The following is a 23,655-nucleotide window of genomic DNA, read 5'->3' as shown; positions in this document are numbered from 1 at the left end:
ACCTAGGCCCAATAAAAAAGCCAGCCGAAGCTGTAATGCCAGTCAGTTAAGAAATTGACTGGCATTTTCTTGGATATTTTTGTGCTTTAATTTTCACTACTCGCGGACATTGCCTTTGCCTTTTTTCAGGTAATACAAATATTTTAGATTGTTCAAATAATTGCGCTAAATGTTTGGGTAGGTTTCCTGCTGATTCTAAAGGTGTGTGCCTTAAGATATTGATAATACTCATAGATGCAACATGGAAACTGATCCTTAAAGGACTCACCTTTGCATGTTCAGCGATAAACCTCATCTGTCTTCTTAAGATATTATATGCAATAAATACCCCCCACAATTCTTGATAGACCAAATCAGGTTGTTTGCTTCTTAAAATCCTTGCATCCTGTAAATCACTTTTAATTTCCCGATAACACATTTCTATTTCCCAACGCTGGATATAAAGCATTGCAAGGTCTTTGAATGGATAAACTTTAGAATCTGTTAATGATGTAATGTAACGTCTTATTTTTCCTGCATATTCAACTTCAATTAAACGTGCTTCCCAATAGTCACCCAATGACGGATTTATCTTTTTTGCTCTTGCTGAAACAGGCATTTTGATCTGAAAGTCATGGGCCGCATTATGATGAATCACTTCATAACGCAGGTTGTCCTTTGCTCGCATCAACCAATGACTCTCTTCTGCCTGAGATTGCCAGCTCACTAAAAAATCAGCAGAGAAGTAAGCACGATCAAATAGGGTAATACTGCGAACTGGTGCTTTTAATTGACTGGCTAAGGTTAATTCACCTTGATCCATACTGCCCATTTGGGCATCAATCATTTCATGGGTATTGGTATTCACCAGGCAAGTCGCTCTAACTTGTGGGTAAGGTGCAGCTGCTGTTTTGCCTTTGGATGAACCAAAGTGCTTAAAGTTTTCTTCTGTATGAGGCATAGACCAAACCACACCATCTACAGCACAAACGCATAGACCGTGAAAGTTGCTATATTGTTGTTGTGAGTCTTTAAACCATGCCTGACTTAATGTCGAAAATAAAGCACTCATGGGTTCTAAGCCTAAGCGTTGTCTTGCTTGTACGGATGCACTCGGTACACAGTATTCTGCCGTACCGAAAACAAGTTGCAATTGTTGAACCACATACCAAATCGGTTGATTTCGAAATAGAGCAAGTCCGATTACCAGCCAAACAACATGTTCAGCAGGCAGTTTTCTTTTTCGAATTGATGCTTTACCTGTTTGGTCTAAGCAATCTTCAATCCAGTTTAAATCAATCAATTCACTGAATTGTGAAAGTGAAGGTAAGGTTTGTTTTAATGTTAAATCTAGATTCTGAGATAAATTCATAAAAAAAGAGCGTATTTACATACGCTCTTTTTACAGCATTTTAACTTTTTTTGCTTAACTGACTGGCATTAAGCCGAAGCTGACTTTTTAATCCACGTTTAAGGCAATATTTAAGCTGCAAAAGTTTTTAGAACTTTTCCTTTCACCACTTGATTGATCAAAGGCGTATTTTTACCTTGCGACAAAATATTGTCTTTATTCACAATCCAGTCTAACTCAGGATCAACCAACACCCAACCAGCTTCAGCAGACCAACGTTCAAGCATATTGGCTACCGTGGCTGGTGCAATCGTGACTTTTTCGACCCATTCCAAAGGGCTAAATAAACCTTCACGCACCAATTGCACACCGAAAGTTACATAGGTATCAAAAGCGGTAATACCTGGCTGTGTTTCAGCAAATGGTGCAAGCTTTGCAGAGCTGCTCAGCGGTTCATGATGCGTACAAATCGCATCGATCACTCCACTTTTCACACCTTGGCGAAGGAGCTCTTTATCCGACTCAGCACGTAACGGAGGACGGACGTGTGCAAGTGAGTTAAAGCCATCAATCAGCTGATCTGTTAAATGCAGCTGATGCATCGCCACATCACATGTGACTGGCAGGCCTTTATCTTTGGCAATTTTGATCAAATCGACAGAAGCGCCTGTAGACAATAAGCCAAAGTGAGCACGAACACCCGTCGCTTCAATCATTAGCAAATACTTAGCAATGGCAATGGTTTCAGCAATCGCTGGGATGGTCGGTAAGCCCTGACGCGATGCCACAAAGCCCTCATGGACACAGCCATCTTTGGCAATTTGCGGTTCTTCGGCATAAAACACCACCGTCATACCAAGGCCTGCTGCGTATTCTAAAGTGCGCAGCACCACATCGTCATCTGCAAAAGGCGCATTGGCATTTGAAACTGCTTTACAACCGCCCTTTTTAAGACCCGCCATATTTGCAGGTTGCTTACCTTGTAAGCCTTGGGTTTGAGCACCAATCACTTCAAGATAAATACCGCCATCCAGCATCGCTTTTTCCATCAGACCATGAATCAAAGCACCATTGTCTTGCACAATCGGTTTTGAGTCTGGCGGTGTAAACACATGCAAAATACCATTTCCACGCGCAGCGCGACCTTCTGATTTTAATGTCCCGTGCTGCTGCTGACCTGGCTCACGTAGGCGTGCACATAAGTCCACCATCGTTGGTATCAACCACTTGCCTTGACCATCGATTGTTTCAGTGACATTGGCTGTTTCAGCAACCAACTTGCCATTTTCGATATACACCGTTTGAACCACATCTGTTTGATGAATTGGGTCAAGAACACGTACATTTTCAATTTTTACAACAGTCATGACTTATTCCTTATACCGCAATCGCGTCTAACAAACCTTGCTCTTGCAGTTGACCTTGCATTGCAAGCGCCAAAACTGCCATACGTACAGCAATCCCGTTGGTCACCTGATTTAAAATCACAGACTGCGGACCATCGGCAATACTGGAATCAATCTCTACACCACGGTTCATAGGCCCCGGATGCATAACGATGCAATCAGGTTTTGCCATCGCAAGACGTTCTTTGTTTAAACCGTACATTTTGTAGAATTCAGCTTGAGATGACAGCGCGGGCGAATCAATGCGTTCATTTTGAATGCGTAAGGTAATAATCACGTCGCAGTCTCGGATCCCTTCTTCCATGTTATTAAATAGACGTACGCCTTCGCCATATTCATCAAAGCCGTATGGCAATAGCGTGTTCGGTGCAATTACACGAATGTCTTTACATCCCAGTGTTTGTAATGCAGCAACATCTGAACGCGCCACGCGTGAGTGTTTAATATCACCAATAATGGCAATCGAAATATCTTCAAATTTCTTTTTGGTTTCACGGCGAATGGTCAGCATGTCCAACATAGCTTGTGTTGGATGTGCATGACGGCCATCACCTGCATTGATAATTGCAACATGCGGACAAACGGTTTGGGCAATAAAATGTGCCGCACCCGACGAAGAATGGCGTACCACAAAAATATCCGCAGCCATCGCTTCTAAGTTCCACAAAGTGTCTCTGAGCGTCTCCCCTTTGGAAGTACTTGAACGTGCGATATCAATATTTAATACATTTGCAGAAAGACGTTTTGCCGCTGCTTCAAAAGTGGTACGAGTACGGGTTGAGTTTTCAAAGAAAAGGTTCATTACCGTTCGACCTTCTAAGAGGTTGTTGGTAATCAGCTGATTTTGGTCATTAAAAAAGGACTGCGCGGTGTCCAATATTTTTGTAAGAGTTTCTTTAGAAAGACCTTCGATGGTGAGGAAGTGTTTGAGATGACCATCTTGGTTGAGTTGAATCTGACTCGGAGTATGCAATGCTGCCAAGTGCATGAGAGATTCCTTGTACGTTAAGTTAACGCATTATACAGATTTTCTTTTTGATTTGGACCTCAGTTTAAAACAATTGCCTTAATTATCATCGGCTTCAAAACTAAGATTATGAAATTCTTATCTATTATTTCAACCAGTTAAATTAAACCATCAAAGGCTAAATTAGCTAAATTCAGAGTTCATCAAATTGCTATAAATATCAATTCTATAGAGTTTCTTATCTCATTTATCCCAAGCGGACATTTAAAAAAGCTCTCTTGCGAGAGCGATCCAACTTCAGCGATTCTTATCGTAAAGCGCCAATATAGTAATGTGACACCTGGGCACGGTAGATTTCTTCTTCAGTGGCTTCCAACTCATGTCGTGTCGTGTCGACCTGTTTAGGTTTTTCAATCACGGCGGTTTCTTCATAGTTAAAAACATCCATGACACTGTCTAAACGACTCACCAATCGAATCAGTTCAGCATCTTCCGTACTTAAAGCAAGCTCTGCCATTTGACGTGCATAACTTGGATTTTCCACCAAATACATCACATCAATTACACGCCCCGATACACGGCGCAGACGTGCATAAAGTAAAGTTGCAATTGAAAAAGCATCAGCATGACTTACAACACCGCGATCTAACTTGGTCGACATATTCATCCCCTTTCAAGTGAAAAATATTTACTAACGATCTATCAGAAATCAGTCAGCAAATTAAACTTGCAAGGAATTAGCAAAATACGTACCAAAAACGTTATTGTTCACATGGTGATTCATTTATTTTGATATTTCCGCTGAGTAGAGGCATATTTAAAAAACCATTCAGAGGCAAAATACGTTAAACTTTAGCGAGTTTATTTTGTTTTATTTTGGTCTCTCAAATTTATGAAAACCGCTTCGCGTTTAAGCAGCTATTGGGTTACGTGTGCCGATGGCTTAGAAACCTTACTCCAAGAAGAATTAGAAGGTTTAGGTGTTCAAAACATTGAACGTTTTCCTGGGCGTTTAGTTTTCAAAGGTACACTGGAACATGCCTATCGCATTTGTATGTGGTCGCGTCTTGCGTCGCGTGTACTCACACCAATTCATGTCCATGAGCTGGAATTTAGCCATGACGCACGTGATGTTGCTGAAGAGCTCTACGAAGGTGCAATGAACTTTGATTGGTCACTGATTTTTGCACCACAAAGCACCTTCGCCGTTCGTTTACATATTGAACGTGAAATTAAGGTGAACAGCCAGTTTGCAACTTTACGTGTGAAAGACGGTATCGTCGATTCATTCATGGAAGCTGTGGGTAAGCGCCCAAGTATTGATATTAAGCAACCTGAAATTACCATTTATGCACTCGCAGGCAAAACTGAACACACCTACTGTTTAGACTTATCTGGTGATTCATTGCATAAACGTGGCTACCGTCGTTATATGACCGATGCCCCTATTAAAGAAAACTTAGCCGCTGCGATTTTACAAAAAGCCAAGCTTCTTGCAAAAAGACCCGATATTTTCCTTGACCCAATGTGTGGTTCAGGGACGTTCATTATTGAAGCATTGATGATGCTGACTGACCGCGCACCTGGTTTAGTTCGTCGTTTCGGTTTCAATGGCTGGAATGGCCATGACCATGATCTGTGGATGAGCATTAAAGCGGAAGCAGCCGATCGTCATCAAGCAGCGTTAGAGCAACCTTTACCAAAGTTCTATGCTTTCGATGCAGACTGGGAAGCAGTAAAAGCCACTAAGCAAAACATTATTGCTGCGGGTTTTGAGCGCCTACTAGACCAGATCCAAATCGAAGAACGGACTTTAGCAGACTGGCCAAACTTTGAAGCCGAAGGCAAAACAGCCTTTATTGTGACTAACCCACCTTATGGTGAGCGTTTAGGTGATAAAGCCTCAAACCGTGCTTTATATTTAGGCTTGTCCGCATTACTGCAAAAGAACTTCCCAAATCAAACCGCAGCCGTTATCGCCGCAGCCGTCGAGCAAGCCGATGTATTGGCGCTGAATGACCCACAAACCATGCGTTTGATGAATGGTAAACTCCCAATTTACGTACGTTCAGGTTCAGTTAAGCCAGTTGCAGTGATTAAGCCGTTCTTGGAAACATGGCAGCCGCAACAGTTTGAAGCAATTGAAGGCGCTGAAGACTTTGCTAACCGTTTACAAAAGAACATGCAGACCTTAAAGAAATGGGCTGTGAAAGAAAGCATTCACTGTTTACGTCTATATGATGCTGACCTCCCTGACTTTAATGTCGCGGTTGATTTGTATGGCGAACGTTTACATGTACAAGAATATGCGCCACCGAAAACAATCGATCCTGAAAAAGCCAAGAAACGTTTCAACCTTGCTTTACAGGCAATTCGTGCAGTAACTGGTCTTGGTCGTGACGCAATCTTTATCAAAACGCGTGCTCGCCAAGAAGGTAAAACTCAATATACCAAGCAAAGTACTGCTTCTAAGCGTTTTATCGTGCAGGAAGGCAAAGCGAAAATTTTAGTCAATCTAACCGATTACTTAGATACCGGCTTGTTCTTAGACCACCGTCAAATGCGTTTACGCATTGCACAAGAAGCGCGTGGTAAGCACTTCTTGAACCTGTATAGCTATACATCTACAGCCAGCTTACATGCAGCTTTAGGCGGTGCGGCAAGTACCACCAGCGTCGATCTTTCAAATACATATTTGAACTGGTCTAAAGAGAACTTCGTCTTGAACGGCTTAACAGTCGATCATGCCGATGAACAACATCAGTTCTTTGCCAGCGACTGTTTTGAGTGGTTAAAAGAAGGTCATGAACAGTATGAGCTGATCTTTATTGACCCTCCAACCTTCTCAAACTCGAAGAAATTCTACGGTACCTTTGATGTACAACGCGACCATTTATCATTGCTTAAACGTGCGATGAACCGTTTAACCACGGATGGTACCTTGTACTTCTCGAACAACTACCGTGGTTTTGAAATGGACGAAGAAATTTTGGCGTTCTTTGATGTTGAAGAAATTACCAATGAAACTATTGGGCCTGACTTCAAGCGCAATCAAAAAATCCACCGTGCGTGGAAAATTACCCATCCAAAAAACTAATGTACTGAAGATGAAGTACACGCAGGTCTTTCATCTTCACTAAATTATGTATTAGACAATGTTCAGATATAAAAAAGGGACGAAATACGTCCCTTTTATTATGTTAGATCATCATCTTTTACATTATTCAGTCAGGAAATTGGTTTGCCCATATTTGTAATCAACTGACATTTTCATGACATTCCCTTCACGTTTCACCTGCCCTGAACTCTGCATCGTCGAAAGCATGCTTTCGATCTCTTGATCAGACATGCTGATGCCTCCTTTTTGCAGATAATTATTCATGATGCGCGAGATCATATTTTTATCAAACTGAATATCTGCTCTGTATTCCATTAAACTCGGCATCATTTTCACCATACCCATCAGCGTCGATTGATGACTCGGCATAATACGCCCCGTCACACTCGCTTGTGCAACCCCTTCCCCGATAGCAAATTGGTTCTCTTTGGATTCAAAACGGAAACCTTCATTGATCACTGCCAATAAAGCAGGCTCCATATCTTTTTCCACGGCCTCTTTTGCCAAACAACTGTTTTCACTTTTCGCCACAATATCAAACAGCATCTGTAATTTTTGTCGGTTTACATCGAGCACATTAAAATTAAACTGTACGTTTTGGACTGCGGGTGCTGAAGGCATTTTCATTTCATCTAGACGCAATAACATTTCAGTGTTTACAACTCGATCTGTCAGTTCACTTTGCGTTTCTATACTAAAATTCTTCAGTTCAGCATTGATGGGTTTATTGATATTTCGATCTGACATTTTCAGCAGATCCATCTTAATTTTGGTTTCACCCGCCTCAAGATATTCACCATTGAGCCCTTGGTTGCTTTCTAGTTTTAACCCCACCATTTGCAAATGTATATTTGGATCGGTGACTGTTAAATTCGGAATTTCAAGCTGTAAATCCAGTATCTTTAACTGTTGTTCGATTGGTTTTGCACGAAACTTTAATGTCATCGGGTCTAATCTAGACTGGAGTTGAGCTTCATTGCGGGTAATCACTGGCGTAGTCAAGGTACTATTCAAAGTACCCAACCAATTCACTTTGCTTTGTACTTTAAGTGGTTCCTTCAACAAAGATTGAAGTGCGCCGGGTGCTTGCGTAATATTAATATCTGAACGAATCGCATATCCATTCCAACTCCGTTGAATATGATCCTGCCCCTTCAATTGGATCACTTCTTTCGGTTTACATGGGTCTAGGACTAATTCAGCGGTCCAGTTCGCACTGCCATTTAAAGCCCCCATTTGAAATTGTTGATATTGCAACTTTAAATCATTCGATTGTTTGGTGCTGTGTTGATAATAAGCCTTCAAGCTTTTATCCGCATAAAGATTCCCCCCTACTGCGACCACAGCAAGCGTAAGTACGCCTCCAATACCCCACTTCAATTGAGTCATTTCTTCTATCTCAAGTTGTTTGTTTTTTATTAAAATAAATTATAAAGAGAATCTTTAAATAAAGATAATTGTTTTGCAAATAAATCACTTAGATGCCATACCCATCACATAAATGTGAAAACTTACGTCACATTTTGGCTTAAAAATGTCAGCTTTTAACATTTCTATCCCGCAATAAAAAACCCAGCCGAAGCTGGGTTTTTTAGTTTCAATGAACCATTTACACGATTAACTCATTTTCACTTTGTCAAAGCTCAACTGACCATCTTGTGCAGTGATCATAATATTGTCTCCAGCCACATAGTAACCAGACAATATTTTTTGAGCTAAGTTGTTTTCAACCTGTTGTTGGATGGCACGTTTCAATGGGCGTGCACCGTATACAGGGTCAAAACCAGCGTCAATCAATAAGTCAAAGGCTTGATCATCCACCGTTAAGCGCATATCTTTTTCAACCAAACGATCACGTAAACGATCCAATTGGATATCGGCAATACCACGAATTTGTGCTTTTTTGAGTGAATGGAAGACCACTAATTCATCAATACGGTTGATAAATTCTGGACGGAAATGTTGCGTCACGGCATTCATCACCACAGCTCGCACTTCTTCATCCAAAGGATTATCACCCAACTCACGCACATCACTCGAACCTAAGTTCGATGTCATGACAATCACGGTATTTTTAAAGTCAACCACGCGACCTTGCGAATCCGTTAAGCGACCATCATCCAACACTTGGAGCAAGATGTTAAACACATCGGGGTGTGCTTTTTCCACTTCATCGAACAGCACGACACTATACGGTTTACGGCGTACAGCTTCGGTTAGCACACCACCTTCTTCATAGCCGACATAACCAGGAGGCGCACCCACCAAACGGCTGACAGAGTGTTTTTCCATAAACTCGGACATGTCGATACGAATCATGGCATCGTCACTATCAAACAAGAAGTTTGCCAGTGCTTTGGTCAACTCTGTTTTACCAACACCAGTTGGGCCTAAAAATAAGAACGAGCCGCTCGGTCGGTTCGGATCAGATAAGCCAGCACGCGAACGGCGAACCGCATTGGATACTGCAACCACAGCATCATCCTGCCCAACGACACGGTTATGTAAGAACTCTTCCATATGGAGAAGTTTCTCACGTTCACCTTGCATCATTTTGGCCACTGGAATACCCGTAGCAGCACTAACGACTTCTGCAATTTCATTGTCAGTGACTTTGTTACGCAGTAGTTTTGGCTCTTCTTTTTCCTCAACGACTTCTTCTTCATTGAGACGCTTTTCCAGCTCTGGAATCACACCATACTGAAGACGCGACATTTCGCCCAAGTCATTTTCACGCTGTGCTTTTTGCAGCGCAATACGCGCCTGATCCAATTCAGCTTGAACTTGTTTGGTACCTTCAACTAAGGTTTTTTCAGCTTTCCAAACTTCTTCTAGATCATTGTATTCGCGTTGAACTTCACTGATTTGCTTTTCAAGATGAGCAACTTCCGCACGACTACCTGCATCTTCATCTTTTTTCACTGCTTCAAGTTGCAGTTTCAATTGAATCAAACGACGTTCAAGTTTATCCAAAGCTTCTGGCTTAGAGTCCAGCTCCATTTTAATACGAGAAGCCGCTTCATCAATCAAATCAATCGCTTTATCAGGCAATTGACGGTCGGTGATATAACGATGTGACATTTTCGCTGCTGCAATGATGGCAGAGTCTAAAATTTTCACACCATGGTGCACTTCATAGCGCTCTTTCAAACCACGTAAAATCGCAATGGTGTCTTCCACACTTGGCTCATCGACCAACACTTTTTGGAAGCGACGCTCTAGCGCAGCATCTTTCTCAATGTACTGACGATATTCATCTAATGTGGTTGCACCAACACAGCGTAACTCACCACGTGCCAGAGCAGGTTTCAACATATTACCTGCATCCATTGCACCATCGCCTTTACCTGCGCCCACCAATGTATGTAATTCATCAATAAACAAAATGACTTCACCATCTTGTTTAGACAAATCTTTCAGTACTGCTTTTAAGCGCTCTTCAAACTCGCCGCGGTATTTGGCACCTGCAAGCAATGAACCCAAATCTAAGGATAAAACACGTTTACCTTGTAAGCTTTCAGGCACTTCACGGTTAATAATCCGCTGTGCTAAGCCCTCAACAATGGCTGTTTTACCCACCCCGGGTTCACCAATCAACACTGGGTTATTTTTGGTACGACGCGACAAAACTTGAATGGTACGACGAATCTCGTCATCACGCCCAATCACAGGATCTAACTTACCTGCAAGTGCGCGTTCAGTTAAATCAATGGTGTATTTATTCAGAGAATCACGTTGATCTTCATGATTGTTGCTCATGACTTTCTCATCACCTCGAATTTTTAAAATGACTTTGCGTAAGCTGTCTGCTTGTACGCCCACACTGTTGAGTAGCGTTTTAGTTGCCCCCACTTCGGTCAAGGCTTGCATCACCCAATCGGTAGACAAAAACTCATCGCCTGCTTTTTGCGCGAAGCTATCTGCCAAATTCAGTGCTTTGACTGCCTCTGAACTTAAGTTGACGTCCCCTGTAGGATTTGTCAGTGTTGGTGCATCAGCTAGCGCTTGTTTTAATTTGCTTTGTAAAGCAGGTAAATTGGCACCCGCTTGTTGCAACAAACTCAGATTGGAGGTTTCATCTAACAATGTTGATAAGATATGAATACCTTCAATTGCGGTATGGTCTTTCCCCACTGCAAGTGATTGAGCATCTGAGAGAGCTTGCTGTAAGCGGTTTGTGAATTTTTCAAATCGCATTCTTGTTTTCCTCACAATAAATTTCGAACTTGATGGATATATGGGAACAATTGCTCAAAATTCAATTCAAATTTAATTAATTTTTCTACATTTTAACTTATTTTTCATTAGTTTATCTTAATAATAAACTCATAAGACTGGGTTATAATATGGGTCTTCTCCCTCTTATTTTCAAGCGCCAACCTAGATTATTTATGTATTAAAGACCACGACGACCTATCAATCAGTGACAACCAAAATCATTTGATCAATTATTAATCAAACAAGCAACGCATTTTTCTATTTATTCGTGTGATGAATTGTGTCCCAGTTTACGGAATCAAAACAAAAGCGTGAAGCATGAAAAAGGCCGATCACCAGATCAGCCTCAAATGACTTAAAAGTCAGCGTTTAATTTGCTTCAATAATCTCAAAATCATGGGTGATTTCAACCCCACCATCCATCAACATTTTGCTCGCAGAACAGTACTTTTCTGCCGATAATTCCACAGCTTTTGCGACTTGTTTTTCCTTCACCGCATGACCCGTAATCACGAAATGTAAGTGGATTTTTGTGAACACTGCAGGGATGCTATCTGCCCGCTCTGCCTTGAGTTCACAGCGTACATCGGTAATTTCTTGGCGTGATTTTTTAAGTATGGTCACGATGTCAAAAGAGGCACAACCACCCAGTCCTGTCAGGATCAATTCCATTGGTCTTGGACCACGGTTTTCACCACCATATTCTGGCGATCCATCCATGATAACACTGTGACCACTTTGAGTTTTTGCTTCGAAAGCAACATTCTCTAACCAATGAACAGTTGTTTGCATTGCAAGTACCTAAAAAAAGCTATAGATTGACGAAGTGACTGTACACTAACATAAATTGAGTTGATAAGGAATTTCAGCTCTGACTGTGTGACAAGTTCACCCTAGGTCTGTGCGATCTATATTTTATCCATTTTCGGAACCGTTAGCATGACTTCAAGCTTTTCACAATTAAGCACTGATGCGCTGTCTCCAGGTCAACTCCCCGAGTCAGTCAAAGCATTATTAAAACGCGCATATATTAATCGTTATCCTAAGCGTACAACCATCGTAGATGCAGGCTCAGAATCTAAATCTTTATATTTGATTTTAAAAGGTTCGGTCTCCATTATTCTGCGTGAAGACGATGAACGTGAAATCGTAGTCGCTTATTTAAATGCGGGTGATTTTTTTGGGGAAATGGGTCTATTCGAAGCAAACTCACAACGTACTGCAGAAGTGCGTACCCGTGATGTCTGCGAAATTGCTGAAGTGACTTATGAAAACTTCCATGAGCTCAGCAAACAATACCCTGACCTGAGCTATGCAGTATTTGCACAGCTGGTACGCCGTCTAAAAAATACCACTCGCAAAGTGACTGACCTTGCATTTATCGATGTTTCAGGTCGTATTGCACGTTGCCTAATCGACCTATCTTCGCAACCTGAAGCGATGATTTTACCAAATGGCCGCCAAATTCGTATTACGCGTCAAGAGATTGGACGTATTGTCGGTTGTTCACGTGAAATGGTTGGTCGTGTTTTAAAAACACTCGAAGAGCAAGGCATGATCGAAACTGATGGTAAAGCCATCTTAATTTTCGATGCCTCTTTAGAAGAGTCAAAAGCGAATGCTGATGACTATGAAGACGAAGAATAAGCCGTTTTTCTTCGTAGCTGATACAGCCAAAAGCAAATCTTAGGATTTGCTTTTTTTTATGTCTTTAAATCTGCTTCTGCTTTGACAAAATCATGACAAACTTTGTAAAAATAGTGATTTAACCTACTGGGCATAACTGTGTAACCTAATTCGACCGAAAAAATGCAGTCCATAAAAGGAAATGTTGAATGCAATTTAAACCCTTAGCCGATACAGGTATTTTGGTTCCTGAAATTTGTCTCGGCACCATGACCTTTGGTGAGCAAAACACTCAAGCTGAAGCCTTTGAGCAACTTGACTATGCTTTGGCGCAAGGCATTAACTTTTGGGACACTGCGGAAATGTACCCTGTTCCTCCAAAACCTGAAACCCAAGGTGCAACCGAAAGTATTATTGGCCAATGGATTGCCCAGCGCGGCGGTCGAGACAAGCTATTTCTAGCCTCTAAAATTGCGGGGCCATCGCAAGGTGGTAGTCATATTCGTGATGGACAGACTCGTTTTAATGCAACCGATATTTCTTCTGCCCTAGATGGCAACCTAAAGCGTTTACAGACCGATTATATTGATTTATATCAGCTACACTGGCCACAGCGCCCAACCAACTTTTTCGGAAAATTAGGCTATGAAAACAGTGAAGCCCATAACACGCAAACCGTGACCTCTTTGCAAGAAACACTACAAGCATTAGAAACAGAGATTCAAAAAGGGCGTATTCGTTATATTGGCTTATCTAATGAGACGCCATGGGGCACTATGAAGTTTCTACAGATTGCAGAACAGCTTGGTCTATCTAAATTTGTCAGTGTGCAAAACCCATATAGCCTATTGAACCGTACTTATGAAATTGGTATGTCGGAAATTGCGAAATATGAAGGCATTGGTTTACTCGCCTATTCCCCACTCGCTTTTGGCTATCTCACAGGTAAATTCCGCAATGGTGCACGCCCAGCCAATGCTCGAGTAACGCTTTTCAGCCGCTTTAGTCGTTATAGCAACCCAGAGAGTGAATGGGCAACAGAACAGTATGCGCAACTGGCTGAACGACATGGTTTAACACCGACACAACTGGCTTTAGCCTTTATCAAGCAGCAATTTTTTGTGACCAGTACGATTATTGGGGCGACCAACTTAGACCAGTTGAAAGAAAATATTCAAGCTTTTGAGATTGATTTATCCGAAGATGTTTTACAGGGTATTCAAGCTATTCATCAGCAACAACCTAATCCTGCGCCATAGATATTTCTTATATTAGCTGTTCAGGTGAAGCACTACTTCACCTGTCACAAATAATTGATGATTTTCAAAATCATCAACTGATATTAAAAAAGGACGCCTTGGCGTCCTTTTTTATTCAAAACGAATTAACGTCTTTGATTATAAACCGCTTGAGCAGCGGCTAAGTTCTTACGCATTGCTTCAATACGTTGACTATTTGAGGGGTGCGTCGACAGGAATGAAGAACCGCCTGCTCCATCGAGCTTATTCATTTTTTCCCACAGACTAATTGCGGCTTGAGGGTTATAGCCTGCTTTAGCCATCAACATTAAACCACCTTGGTCTGCACGACTTTCTAGGCTACGTGAGTATGGCAAGCCAATACCAATTTGACTACCTAGCTGTGCTGCTGCCGAACCCGTTTGACCTACACCTGCTGCACTTAGACCAATTCCCAATGCCAAATCCGTTAATGCCTGCGCACCAACCTTACTCTTCGAGTGCTCTTCTAAAGCATGCACCATCTCATGTCCCATCACCGCTGCAATTTCAGCATCAGTTAGGTTCAATTTATCTACAATACCTGTGTAGAACACCACCTTACCACCAGGTGCAACATAGGCGTTGACCTGATTTGACTTAAGTACTGCCAACTGCCAGTCAAATTTCGTTCCAGTTTGATTCATTTGATCGGCATATGGCTTCAAGCGATTGAATACACCATAAATACGCTTATAGGTCGTAGATGAGGTATCTAAGGTCTTTGTGCTTCGCGCTTCATTCACAGTTTTGTTGAAGCCTTGGGTTGCTGCTGCATTTAATGTTGCAGTGTCTGCACCTGCCACTTCCGCAAAAGTTGCACAACCTGAAATTGTAACCACACTTGCTGCACACAAACTCATTAATATTTTATTTTTCATTATTGCTTAACTCCATCCATCTCAAAGCATTTTACATAATGTGCTGAATTATATTGAATAGATTTAAATTGTTAAATATCATCACCACGTTTTATCATAGCAATTATGTAAAAATATCTTCACAATTAAGCACAATAAGCCAAATTTCCGCGCTAGAGCGATATCTACACACCACCTTAAACCTAGTTACATAAACTGAATCAAAAGCCAATAAACCAAACACAGAATATTTAAACCCAAATACAGGTGGCTTAAAGGTTCAATTTTTTCCTCAAGGGTCGCACTTTTACGCTTCGCGAACAGGAATGCATTTTGGAGCAGTATGATCGGCACTAAGATACAAGCAATAATCACAGACAATCCAATGAGCGCACTATAAATCACGTCTGGATCGGTGGTTTGCCCTTGAATAATCATCATCGCGATTGTTGGCGCACCACCCATAGCAAAAAGTAGTGAGTAAAAAATAGTTCCCGCGATATTCTTTTGCATCCTGCCTGCTCATCTGTTTATTGTGCATTTTATTCTAACAAGCACTTATACATTATGTCGTGCTTATTCATGCAACTTTAGTCGGGAAAATCATTCCAGCTCAGTAGCTTAAATCAACAGCAGTAATGCTCATGCACAGATGTACCGCACAAATAAAAAACCCTGTACGAGACAGGGTTTTTTACTCAATGCTTTATCGCTTAAGCGTCAAATGGATGACGTAAAACAATCGTTTCTTCACGGTCTGGACCTGTAGAAATGATATCGATTGGGCATTCGATTAATTGTTCAATGCGTTTTACATAGTTGATCGCTGCTTGTGGCAATTGATCCATTGATTTCGCACCAAAGGTAGACTCAGACCAACCTGGCATTGTTTCATAAATTGGTTTTAAAGTTTCAAATGCAAGCGCATCAGAAGAACCAACACAACCAGAATCCGCTGCTTCGTAACCTACGCAGATTTTCACTTCTTCTAAACCGTCAAGAACATCAAGTTTAGTTAAGCAAATACCTGAAAGTGAGTTTACGTCTACAGAACGACGAAGGATTTCAGCATCGAACCAACCACAACGACGTTGACGACCTGTAGAAGCGCCAAATTCAGAACCTACAGTCCCTAAGTGCTTACCAATCGCATCACCTACGTCATTTGCAGCGTCATAAACCAACTCAGTTGGGAACGGACCTGCACCTACACGTGTTGTATATGCTTTGGTAATACCCAATACATAGTCAAGATGTAATGGCCCCAAACCAGAACCTGAGCTTACGCCACCAGCAGTCGTATTTGAAGACGTTACATACGGATATGTACCATGGTCAACATCTAGAAGTGAACCTTGAGCACCTTCAAACATGATGTTGTCACCGTTTTTACGGTAATTATGCAGCTCTGTAGTGACATCAATCACAAGTGGTGCAACCACTTCACGCCATTGATCACACAGCGCAAGTACATCTTCTAATTTAACTGCTTCTACGCCGTAGAATTGTGTTAATTGGAAGTTATGGTATTCAAGAAGTTCAGTTAACTGAGCTTTAAGATGCTCGCCACCACGAACCAAATCTGCAACACGAATTGCACGGCGTGCAACTTTGTCTTCATACGCAGGGCCAATACCACGACCAGTGGTACCAATTTTCGCATTACCACGCTTGATTTCACGCGCTTGGTCAAGTGCAATATGGTTTGGCAAAATCAGTGGACAGTTCGGAGAAATACGTAGACGTTCTTTAACTGGTACGCCTTCTTTTTCAAGAATGTCCATCTCTTTGATGAGCGCTGCAGGAGAAAGTACCACACCATTACCAATTAAGCACAGTACGTTTTCACGTAAAATACCAGATGGAATGAGGTGTAATACAGTTTTCTTACCACCAACGACAAGTGTATGACCTGCGTTATGTCCGCCTTGATAACGAACGACCGCAGCCGCTTGATCTGTGAGCAGGTCGACGATTTTACCTTTACCTTCGTCGCCCCATTGGGTACCGAGTACCACAACATTCTTGCCCATAATAGCCTCATTGCATCATGCTGTTAAAATTGAAGAACTTCTCAGGTTTTAGCTTACCTGAAGAAGTGATTAAATCTGTTCTACAGTCCATTGGCCTGCAACATTCACCAACTGGTGCGTTGCATATGGAAGCGTAGTTAAATCATCCTGCCCCAAAAGTTGAATCACGCTCATGCCCTGAGCACGCGTGTGTTCAATCGCTTGGATCAAATCTGTTTGAGTACCTTTGGGTGCAACCACAAGACTGTTTTGCTGAAAACGACCTGCACTAAGTGCATATAAGTCACAACTAAAGCCTGTTGCTGGACGTGCACGCCCAAAGTGCTCACCAATTCCGTCATAACGTCCACCTTGTGCCAATGGCGCAGCACGGTTTGGTGCATAAACGGCATACATTAAGCCCGTATGGTAGTGATACGAACGTAGCTCAACCACATCAATACCCATCTGAAGATTTGGCCAACGTGCTTGAATCTCAGATTGTGTAGTTTTTAATGCATCAAAAGCGTGCTTAAATTCAGCATCGGCAATGACTTCTGCACTTAAATGCGTTTGCAAGGCAGCTAAGTCACTTGCATAACGACCTAAAGTATAAAAGTCTGCACCAAAGTTTAAATCTTGGGTAAATTCAGCCAATTCTGGCAGAGCTTTACGTTGGTATAAATCAGAGAGTTGACGTTCAGTCGCTTTGTTTAAACCCGCAACTTTCACCATACTACGGAATAAACCCACATGGCCTAAATCCAAATGGATACCGTCTGCAAAACCTGTTTTTTCAAGCAGGCTGATCATCACATCAATCAGTTCCACATCGGCATCAATGCTGTCTGAACCAAATAGCTCAGCACCTAACTGCAAAGGTGTACGCGTGGTATTAAAGCCTTGTGGTTTGGTATGTAGGACTGTTCCTGCATAGCAATAACGAGCAACGCCTTCAACTGGATGTACATGCGCATCAATACGAGCCACTTGTGGTGTCATATCGGCACGCACACCAAGTAAACGACCAGAAAGCTGATCAATCACTTTAAAAGTGGCTAAGTCTAAATCTTGATTCGATTCTGAAAGAGAAGATAACGATTCGATGTATTCAATGAATGGCGTGTACACCAACTGATAACCTCGAGTTGCGAGGAAATCTAATGCTTGACGACGCAAAGTTTCAATCACTTGCGCCTGTTCTGGTAGTACATCAGCTACACCATCAGGTAATAACCATGTCTCTGAAATGGGCATGTTGTAAACCTAAAATCTTGTCTGCGCGGAACGAATCCGCATAAAAAAATCGGGGCACACCCGATTTCTCTTAGTCTATCACGATACAATGTGCTGTGCATTAGACAATTTCGGAAAATTTAATTTATCGTTTCGATGTCATCGTTAACAACTTTATAAATTCTTACCGATTTTGAGCGAGCCATTCAAAACATGGCTTTAGACAATGCCTAAGTATCAGAATCAATAATATTAACTCATCCTAGTGCTCTGCACAGATTGGAAAAATTCATTTAAGACTTTGTTTTATATTTTATTTCCAATTATACCTGTGCTTGCACAAAAGGCACATTCTTTTATACTTCAGCTCAATTTAACAGCAACAATAAATACAACGGCGTTATACAGATAACACTTTTAATCACATATTTTTTACTTGGGGAAAATTCGATGGAAATGCATAGCAACTTATATTACAGGCATGCAGATGCTCAAATCATGTCAAAGTTAGACCGATTATTTCAAGAACATCGCGGCGATGCGAGTCAATTTACGGCTTTAGTCTGTGACATCAATCCAGAACATGGCGCTGAACTGGCCGAAGATATTTTAAATACCGTCGATAATATCGAGTTTGACTTAGGTCCTGAATCACTATACTCCCTCGCGGGTTATTCCATCGCACACTTTGTCCATGGTTCATCAGGTGATGAGTTCATGGAAGCGATTTTATTCTTCCTGAAAGCCTTGCTTCCAGACATCCATGCGCAAGCATGGGGTTGCGGTGATGATGATCCTTGGGAGTTTTGGTTCAAATTTGAAGGTGATGAACTGGTTCGTGAAGATGATGAACCTCTAAATGACCCTGAAGAAGATGAAGAAATTAAAGCCAGTATTTATGCATGGTGGCACGCAGATCTGCCTAAAGAAATTAAAGAAGGCTTTTTAAACGAAGAGTCATAACATCCTAAGTAGCATGACTAGAGTACAAGTCTTATCACTTTGAGTCATGCTGCCAGATTCATAGGCGATTTCACTATCAACTTTTGAGCTACCAAATCGGCAGTTCTGTGGTTTGTTTGATATTTTGCAATGGAATTTCTGTTTTAATACTTTGTATATTGGGGATTTTATTTAGACGATGGATTTGAAACTGTCGATAGGCGTCTAAGTCTGCAACCACAATACGTAAAAAGAAATCACAATCCCCTGCCATTAAATGACACTCGACCACTTCAGGAACTTCACGAATCGATTCAACAAATTGGTTCACCGTTTGCGGATCCTGACTCTTTAGCCAAATGCGTGCAAACACGGTCAATCGCAGATTCACTTTAGCAGGATCTACCAAAGCCACATAAGCCCGAATAATCCCGTCTTCTTCTAGTTGTCTTACTCGTCTTAAACACGGTGAGGCAGACAGTCCAATGCGCTGAGCCAACTCATTATTTTGAAGTTTTCCGTCGGTTTGTAGTACTTGCAATATCCGCTTATCTGTTTGATCCATAAATTCCATCCTTAAAGCATAATTTTGCTCAGACTTAACCAATCACAGCATATTATTCCAAACAATCTCTATATTAAGCTAAATAAAGCAAAAAATATCTCATAAAAAACATAAACTTATTCACCTACTGCACCAAAACCTAGCACGCATAGGCGATTTAAAATGTTCTCCCTTAGAAATACGACTCAAGAACTCAATGACTCCACCGATTACGTCGAGTTTAAACGTGGTATTAAAACATCTATCCCCATGCTGCTGGGCATTATTCCTTTTGCTTTGGTCTTAGGGACACAAGCCACTCAAAAAGGCTTTAGCCATTTAGAAGTTCCATTATTTACTGGCCTGAATTTTGCGGGCGGTTCCGAGTTTGCTGTGCTCGAAGTATGGACCAATCCACCAAATTTTGTCGTTTTAATTTTCATTACGTTCCTAGTCAATAGCCGTCACTTACTCATGGGCGCAAGTCTAGTGCCCTATTTACGCCATTTGCCTAATCGACAGGTTTTCCCTGCCCTGTTTTTCATGTGTGATGAAAGTTGGGCAGCAGCCCTTGCCGATGCAGAAAAGAAGAAAAAATTCGGGTTGCAACAGGCCTTTAGCATGTCCTACTACGCAGGTATCTGTTTTGCCCTGTACTTGATGTGGGTCAGTTTTACCAGCTTAGGGGCCATTCTTGGTCCTTTGCTAGGGGATGTTCACCGTTATGGGTTTGATATGGCCTTTGCTACAGTATTTCTGGTTTTACTACGTGGCATGTGGAAAGGATTCAGTACAGCACGCCCTTGGCTTATCAGTCTAATTAGTGCGGTCATTGCTTATTTATATTTACCGACAGGTTGGTATGTGCCAATTGGTGCGCTCTGTGGCATCGCTTCTGCTTTCTTATTTATTCAGGAAGATGAGCTATGATCCACAGCACTACACTTATCGCGATTTTATTGGTCGCAGCTACCACTTATCTGACGCGTATATTGGGCTATGTTTTGCTGAAAAATAAAACTTTAAGCAACAAACAACGAAAGATTTTGGAAGTTGTTCCAGGCTGCGTGCTGATTTCAGTGATTGCACCTTATTTTGTCAAAGACAATGTCGCAGATCTACTCGCCATTGCCATCACTTTGATTGCAGCTTCACGCTTTTCACTACTACCAACCGTTGTAATTAGTATGCTGAGCGCGGCATTATTGCGTACCGTGCTCATCTAATAAACTTAATTTTTAGCGCTCAGGCTGTACGGCTTTAGCGAGAATATTCACCAATTCAGCATTTTGTAGCTCAACTTTTTGCAACTTAGACGTGGTCTGCTCGATCACTTCCTGTTGCACATGCATCTTTTTTGCAAGATCTTGCATAATTTCCAAGGTCTTTTTTAAATTTTCTTCAAGATGATGTACTTTTTCTTGCAGTTGATTTTGCTCTACGCTTGGATCGGTTTTATCTGCCTGATTTTTAAATTGAAACCAAATTAAAAATACGACAGCGACCGCCAACAGCAAAATAAATCCCCAAATTAAGATCAACATAAGCACCACTCTACATTATTTTTCATTTATAGATTCATGCTTTGTACACGACAAAAAAAGATAACTCATTGAAATAATGGCATAATACTTGTTTTCTGACGACGAATATGATGACACATTTCAATGAGTTACATCTCATCTTAAACAAATATCTAAAGTGGAACAAGTCACATGTAAAATGTTTTACACTGATTATGATTGCATTAATTGTAAAACAGACATGTAATCTTTCTTCTGCATCTAAAGCCTTACCCATCAAGTGCTTACCACAATCATTTTATCGACGTATACAACGCTTCTTTGCAGGTCAGTATTTTGATTATCGTCAAATTTCTCAGTTAATTTTCAATATATTTTCATTCGACAAAGTGCAACTGACTTTAGATAGAACCAATTGGAAATGGGGAAAACGAGATATCAATATCTTGATGTTAGCCATCGTCTATCGTGGAATAGCGATACCTATTGTTTGGACATTGCTCAATAAACGTGGAAATTCAGATACAAAAGAGCGTATTGCTTTGATTCAACGCTTTATCTCTATTTTTGGTAAAGACCGTATTGTGAATGTGTTCGCAGACAGAGAATTTATCGGTGAGAAATGGTTTACATGGTTAATTGAAAATGACATTAACTTCTGTATACGTGTTAAAAAAACTTTATTGTGACCAATCACTTAGCCAGGAATCATAAAATTAGTGATTTATTTCGTCATCTTCAAGTTGGTCAAACTGAATGTCGTAAACGACGTATTTGGGTTGGTCGAGTAAAACTGTATATTAGTGCGCTACGATTAGAAGATGGAGAACTTTTACTTGTTGTTTCTCCTATGTTTAATGCTTCTGCTATTCGTGATTATGCATTACGCTGGGAAATCGAAACCTTATTTAGTTGTCTCAAAGGACGTGGATTCAATCTTGAAAATACTCGTTTAACAGACCCTGGACGAGTCAAGAAATTGATAGCAGTGCTAGCTATCGGTTTCTGTTGGTGCTATTTAACAGGTGAATGGCAACATGATCGAAAAAAAGCGATAAAAATAAAGAAGCATGGACGACTTTCAGTAAGTTTATTTCGCTACGGTTTGGACTATGTTCAAATGGCTATTCTACGTTTGATTGGTTTTGGAAAAAAAGAAGAATTTAAGAAAGTGCTAGCAATTTTAAGAAAGAAAAAGCCTGATAGGACAAGGATCCTATGAAATTTGTCGTGTACAGAGAGATTCATGATAACCACAAGTCTGTATTCGGTCTATGCCTATCATCTTGTTTTCAGAGTAAAAATGCTTAAAAATAAAGACCTTTAGGTAGTTGACGCACTAAAAGATTCACACAAATCTAATAAGCGGTTTGCATAGCCCCACTCATTGTCATACCACGCAAAGACTTTAGCTTGATGCCCCACCACCATGGTTTGCGTTAAATCAACAATAAGTGAATAGGGTGAATGATTAAAATCCGAAGATACCAAAGGTTCATCCGTCACATCCATAATTTCACGGTAGTCTGACTTCGCCGCTTGAATCAGCACTTCATTAATTTTATGGTCGGTAATTGGTGTTTGCGAAATAAAGGTCAAATCAATTGCCGCCACATTAATGGTTGGCACACGAATCGAATAACCATCGATACGATCGGCCATTTTTGGCATGACTTGTTTTAAAGCACCAAGCGCTGACGATGTGGTGGGAATAATATTTTGACCTGAAGCACGAGCACGTCTTAAATCACGATGCGCATGATCCAATACAGACTGATCGGCAGTCACTGCATGAATTTCGGTCATGAGCGCAGTATCAATTCCAAAAGCATCATCAATGATTTTAACCAAAGGCACTAAGGCCTGCGTAGTACATGACACACTGGAAATAATTTGGTCACTGACTTTGACCTCATGGTGATTCACCCCATACACAATGGCGGCATCAACCGAGTCAAAAGGTGCCGCGCCAATAATGACCCGCTTTGCACCTGCACTGATATGCCCTGTTGCTGCTTCACGCGAGCGAAATAAACCTGTGCACTCTAGAACCACGTCTACATGGAGGCTTGACCAAGGTAAATCCTGCGGGTTTGCCTGACGCAAGACTTCAACTTTGAGCTGCGCTTGATCTTTAGAAAGATGTAAATAAATTCTTTCATTTTCATAACTTAAATCGACTTTTCCCGGAAAGCGCCCATGCGTGGTGTCATATTTAAATAAATGCAATAAGGTTTCTACATCTGCTACATCATTTACCGCGACGATTTCAAACTGAAAGTTCTTTGGATTTTCAAACCAAGCGCGTAGTACATTACGTCCGATTCGACCAAATCCATTTATCGCCACTCGTTGCATGACTTGCCCTTATTTATAAAATGATGAAAGATAAATCAGGCCTATATTAATGGATTTATACAGATTTGGTTAAGCTTTCTTTTTCTATCATCCATCAGTGAAGATGATGAATATGAACCCTTAAGTCATAAATTGATCTACCTAACCACCTCGGACCAATCAGCTCATTTCCATGAAATGATATAAATATCCAACAATAACAAGCAAAATCTTAGAACTATCGAATACATAGAAATGT

Annotated in this window: 21 protein-coding genes; 7 read left to right on the top strand and 14 right to left on the bottom strand. The window is 41.1% G+C overall.

Annotated elements, in window-relative coordinates:
• Positions 1–46 precede the first annotated feature (46 nt).
• From AC4CUZ_RS09835 to AC4CUZ_RS09820, 4 genes are all read right to left on the bottom strand, one after another.
• Positions 47–1,351: an IS4 family transposase gene (locus tag AC4CUZ_RS09835; RefSeq protein WP_062032364.1), complete on the bottom strand. Its 1,305-nt coding sequence runs from the start codon at positions 1,349–1,351 to the stop codon at positions 47–49.
• Between the two features lie 110 nt (positions 1,352–1,461).
• The gene (locus tag AC4CUZ_RS09830; protein WP_114836822.1) at positions 1,462–2,697 is read right to left on the bottom strand and encodes a dihydroorotase; all 1,236 of its coding nucleotides are present in this window, start codon (positions 2,695–2,697) and stop codon (positions 1,462–1,464) included.
• Between the two features lie 10 nt (positions 2,698–2,707).
• Positions 2,708–3,724 (bottom strand): aspartate carbamoyltransferase catalytic subunit, encoded by a 1,017-nt coding sequence (locus AC4CUZ_RS09825; RefSeq protein WP_114836823.1) that lies wholly within the window; start codon positions 3,722–3,724, stop codon positions 2,708–2,710.
• A 286-nt stretch (positions 3,725–4,010) separates the two neighbouring features.
• Positions 4,011–4,364 (bottom strand): hypothetical protein, encoded by a 354-nt coding sequence (locus AC4CUZ_RS09820; RefSeq protein WP_490747539.1) that lies wholly within the window; start codon positions 4,362–4,364, stop codon positions 4,011–4,013.
• Positions 4,365–4,595: 231 nt separating this feature from the next.
• Here AC4CUZ_RS09820 and rlmKL point away from each other — a divergent pair, with 231 nt between their 5' ends.
• Positions 4,596–6,800: a bifunctional 23S rRNA (guanine(2069)-N(7))-methyltransferase RlmK/23S rRNA (guanine(2445)-N(2))-methyltransferase RlmL gene (rlmKL, locus tag AC4CUZ_RS09815; protein ID WP_114836824.1), complete on the top strand. Its 2,205-nt coding sequence runs from the start codon at positions 4,596–4,598 to the stop codon at positions 6,798–6,800.
• Positions 6,801–6,923: 123 nt separating this feature from the next.
• Here the strand turns inward: rlmKL and AC4CUZ_RS09810 are convergent, their stop codons facing one another.
• From AC4CUZ_RS09810 to AC4CUZ_RS09800, 3 genes are all read right to left on the bottom strand, one after another.
• Positions 6,924–8,210 carry a DUF945 family protein gene (locus AC4CUZ_RS09810; protein ID WP_114836825.1) on the bottom strand — a complete coding sequence of 429 codons (1,287 nt, stop codon included), beginning with the start codon at positions 8,208–8,210 and terminating at the stop codon, positions 6,924–6,926.
• Positions 8,211–8,438: 228 nt separating this feature from the next.
• Positions 8,439–11,018, bottom strand: a complete 2,580-nt coding sequence (gene clpB / locus AC4CUZ_RS09805; protein WP_114836826.1) for an ATP-dependent chaperone ClpB — start codon at positions 11,016–11,018, stop codon at positions 8,439–8,441.
• A 390-nt stretch (positions 11,019–11,408) separates the two neighbouring features.
• Complete coding sequence (locus tag AC4CUZ_RS09800; protein WP_004982311.1) at positions 11,409–11,831, bottom strand: OsmC family protein; 423 nt, start codon at positions 11,829–11,831, stop codon at positions 11,409–11,411.
• Positions 11,832–11,978: 147 nt separating this feature from the next.
• Between AC4CUZ_RS09800 and crp the strand changes: the two genes are divergently transcribed.
• Together crp and AC4CUZ_RS09790 are read left to right on the top strand one after the other, a co-directional pair.
• Positions 11,979–12,686: a cAMP-activated global transcriptional regulator CRP gene (crp, locus tag AC4CUZ_RS09795; protein ID WP_004696183.1), complete on the top strand. Its 708-nt coding sequence runs from the start codon at positions 11,979–11,981 to the stop codon at positions 12,684–12,686.
• Between the two features lie 188 nt (positions 12,687–12,874).
• Positions 12,875–13,924, top strand: coding sequence for an NADP(H)-dependent aldo-keto reductase (locus AC4CUZ_RS09790; RefSeq protein ID WP_078388958.1), 1,050 nt, complete (start codon positions 12,875–12,877; stop codon positions 13,922–13,924).
• A 125-nt stretch (positions 13,925–14,049) separates the two neighbouring features.
• Here the strand turns inward: AC4CUZ_RS09790 and AC4CUZ_RS09785 are convergent, their stop codons facing one another.
• From AC4CUZ_RS09785 to AC4CUZ_RS09770, 4 genes are all read right to left on the bottom strand, one after another.
• Complete coding sequence (locus AC4CUZ_RS09785) at positions 14,050–14,823, bottom strand: M48 family metallopeptidase (protein ID WP_004982314.1); 774 nt, start codon at positions 14,821–14,823, stop codon at positions 14,050–14,052.
• A 186-nt stretch (positions 14,824–15,009) separates the two neighbouring features.
• Complete coding sequence (locus AC4CUZ_RS09780; RefSeq protein ID WP_004696180.1) at positions 15,010–15,315, bottom strand: hypothetical protein; 306 nt, start codon at positions 15,313–15,315, stop codon at positions 15,010–15,012.
• Positions 15,316–15,515: 200 nt separating this feature from the next.
• Positions 15,516–16,835 carry an adenylosuccinate synthase gene (locus tag AC4CUZ_RS09775; protein ID WP_114836827.1) on the bottom strand — a complete coding sequence of 440 codons (1,320 nt, stop codon included), beginning with the start codon at positions 16,833–16,835 and terminating at the stop codon, positions 15,516–15,518.
• A 69-nt stretch (positions 16,836–16,904) separates the two neighbouring features.
• A complete protein-coding gene (locus tag AC4CUZ_RS09770) occupies positions 16,905–18,071 on the bottom strand; it encodes an ATP phosphoribosyltransferase regulatory subunit (RefSeq protein ID WP_078388960.1) in 1,167 nt (388 codons plus the stop codon).
• A 429-nt stretch (positions 18,072–18,500) separates the two neighbouring features.
• On the opposite strand from AC4CUZ_RS09770, the gene AC4CUZ_RS09765 reads away from it, so the two are divergent.
• On the top strand, positions 18,501–19,013 hold the full coding sequence (locus AC4CUZ_RS09765) for a hypothetical protein (protein WP_114836828.1): 513 nt from the start codon (positions 18,501–18,503) through the stop codon (positions 19,011–19,013).
• A gap of 88 nt (positions 19,014–19,101) precedes the next feature.
• On the opposite strand, the gene AC4CUZ_RS09760 is transcribed toward AC4CUZ_RS09765, so the two are convergent.
• On the bottom strand, positions 19,102–19,557 hold the full coding sequence (locus AC4CUZ_RS09760; protein ID WP_078426373.1) for an Lrp/AsnC family transcriptional regulator: 456 nt from the start codon (positions 19,555–19,557) through the stop codon (positions 19,102–19,104).
• 162 nt (positions 19,558–19,719) lie between these two features.
• Here AC4CUZ_RS09760 and AC4CUZ_RS09755 point away from each other — a divergent pair, with 162 nt between their 5' ends.
• Together AC4CUZ_RS09755 and AC4CUZ_RS09750 are read left to right on the top strand one after the other, a co-directional pair.
• On the top strand, positions 19,720–20,466 hold the full coding sequence (locus AC4CUZ_RS09755; RefSeq protein ID WP_490747538.1) for an AzlC family ABC transporter permease: 747 nt from the start codon (positions 19,720–19,722) through the stop codon (positions 20,464–20,466).
• Positions 20,463–20,762: an AzlD family protein gene (locus AC4CUZ_RS09750; protein ID WP_005400577.1), complete on the top strand. Its 300-nt coding sequence runs from the start codon at positions 20,463–20,465 to the stop codon at positions 20,760–20,762. The genes AC4CUZ_RS09755 and AC4CUZ_RS09750 overlap by 4 nt, the downstream gene beginning before the upstream one ends.
• Before the next feature lie 12 nt (positions 20,763–20,774).
• Here AC4CUZ_RS09750 and AC4CUZ_RS09745 read toward each other — a convergent pair whose 3' ends face one another.
• Positions 20,775–21,080: a hypothetical protein gene (locus AC4CUZ_RS09745; protein ID WP_004696167.1), complete on the bottom strand. Its 306-nt coding sequence runs from the start codon at positions 21,078–21,080 to the stop codon at positions 20,775–20,777.
• Positions 21,081–21,190: 110 nt separating this feature from the next.
• Between AC4CUZ_RS09745 and AC4CUZ_RS09740 the strand changes: the two genes are divergently transcribed.
• Positions 21,191–22,281, top strand: a protein-coding gene (locus AC4CUZ_RS09740) for an IS4-like element ISAba33 family transposase (RefSeq protein ID WP_115736667.1) whose coding sequence is annotated in 2 segments (ribosomal slippage) — positions 21,191–21,731 and positions 21,731–22,281 — 1,092 coding nt in all. Because the reading frame shifts where the segments join, the coding sequence is not laid out codon by codon here.
• Positions 22,282–22,382: 101 nt separating this feature from the next.
• On the opposite strand, the gene gap is transcribed toward AC4CUZ_RS09740, so the two are convergent.
• Positions 22,383–23,417, bottom strand: coding sequence for a type I glyceraldehyde-3-phosphate dehydrogenase (gap, locus tag AC4CUZ_RS09735; protein ID WP_004982334.1), 1,035 nt, complete (start codon positions 23,415–23,417; stop codon positions 22,383–22,385).
• Positions 23,418–23,655: the final 238 nt, after the last annotated feature.

It is taken from the genome of Acinetobacter sp. 789_lipA, assembly GCF_058242845.1.
The sequence above is the reverse complement of the archived record's forward strand: the minus strand, read 5'-3'. Positions and strand labels throughout refer to the sequence as shown.

Excerpts from the sequence above, each read along its gene's own strand:
- AC4CUZ_RS09835 (WP_062032364.1), bottom strand. The coding sequence starts at position 1,351 with ATGAATTTATCTCAGAATCTAGATTTAACATTAAAACAAACCTTACCT.
- AC4CUZ_RS09830 (WP_114836822.1), bottom strand. The coding sequence starts at position 2,697 with ATGACTGTTGTAAAAATTGAAAATGTACGTGTTCTTGACCCAATTCAT.
- AC4CUZ_RS09825 (WP_114836823.1), bottom strand. The coding sequence starts at position 3,724 with ATGCACTTGGCAGCATTGCATACTCCGAGTCAGATTCAACTCAACCAA.
- AC4CUZ_RS09820 (WP_490747539.1), bottom strand. The coding sequence starts at position 4,364 with ATGTCGACCAAGTTAGATCGCGGTGTTGTAAGTCATGCTGATGCTTTT.
- rlmKL (WP_114836824.1), top strand. The coding sequence starts at position 4,596 with ATGAAAACCGCTTCGCGTTTAAGCAGCTATTGGGTTACGTGTGCCGAT.
- AC4CUZ_RS09810 (WP_114836825.1), bottom strand. The coding sequence starts at position 8,210 with ATGACTCAATTGAAGTGGGGTATTGGAGGCGTACTTACGCTTGCTGTG.
- clpB (WP_114836826.1), bottom strand. The coding sequence starts at position 11,018 with ATGCGATTTGAAAAATTCACAAACCGCTTACAGCAAGCTCTCTCAGAT.
- AC4CUZ_RS09800 (WP_004982311.1), bottom strand. The coding sequence starts at position 11,831 with ATGCAAACAACTGTTCATTGGTTAGAGAATGTTGCTTTCGAAGCAAAA.
- crp (WP_004696183.1), top strand. The coding sequence starts at position 11,979 with ATGACTTCAAGCTTTTCACAATTAAGCACTGATGCGCTGTCTCCAGGT.
- AC4CUZ_RS09790 (WP_078388958.1), top strand. The coding sequence starts at position 12,875 with ATGCAATTTAAACCCTTAGCCGATACAGGTATTTTGGTTCCTGAAATT.
- AC4CUZ_RS09785 (WP_004982314.1), bottom strand. The coding sequence starts at position 14,823 with ATGAAAAATAAAATATTAATGAGTTTGTGTGCAGCAAGTGTGGTTACA.
- AC4CUZ_RS09780 (WP_004696180.1), bottom strand. The coding sequence starts at position 15,315 with ATGCAAAAGAATATCGCGGGAACTATTTTTTACTCACTACTTTTTGCT.
- AC4CUZ_RS09775 (WP_114836827.1), bottom strand. The coding sequence starts at position 16,835 with ATGGGCAAGAATGTTGTGGTACTCGGTACCCAATGGGGCGACGAAGGT.
- AC4CUZ_RS09770 (WP_078388960.1), bottom strand. The coding sequence starts at position 18,071 with ATGCCCATTTCAGAGACATGGTTATTACCTGATGGTGTAGCTGATGTA.
- AC4CUZ_RS09765 (WP_114836828.1), top strand. The coding sequence starts at position 18,501 with ATGGAAATGCATAGCAACTTATATTACAGGCATGCAGATGCTCAAATC.
- AC4CUZ_RS09760 (WP_078426373.1), bottom strand. The coding sequence starts at position 19,557 with ATGGATCAAACAGATAAGCGGATATTGCAAGTACTACAAACCGACGGA.
- AC4CUZ_RS09755 (WP_490747538.1), top strand. The coding sequence starts at position 19,720 with ATGTTCTCCCTTAGAAATACGACTCAAGAACTCAATGACTCCACCGAT.
- AC4CUZ_RS09750 (WP_005400577.1), top strand. The coding sequence starts at position 20,463 with ATGATCCACAGCACTACACTTATCGCGATTTTATTGGTCGCAGCTACC.
- AC4CUZ_RS09745 (WP_004696167.1), bottom strand. The coding sequence starts at position 21,080 with ATGTTGATCTTAATTTGGGGATTTATTTTGCTGTTGGCGGTCGCTGTC.
- gap (WP_004982334.1), bottom strand. The coding sequence starts at position 23,417 with ATGCAACGAGTGGCGATAAATGGATTTGGTCGAATCGGACGTAATGTA.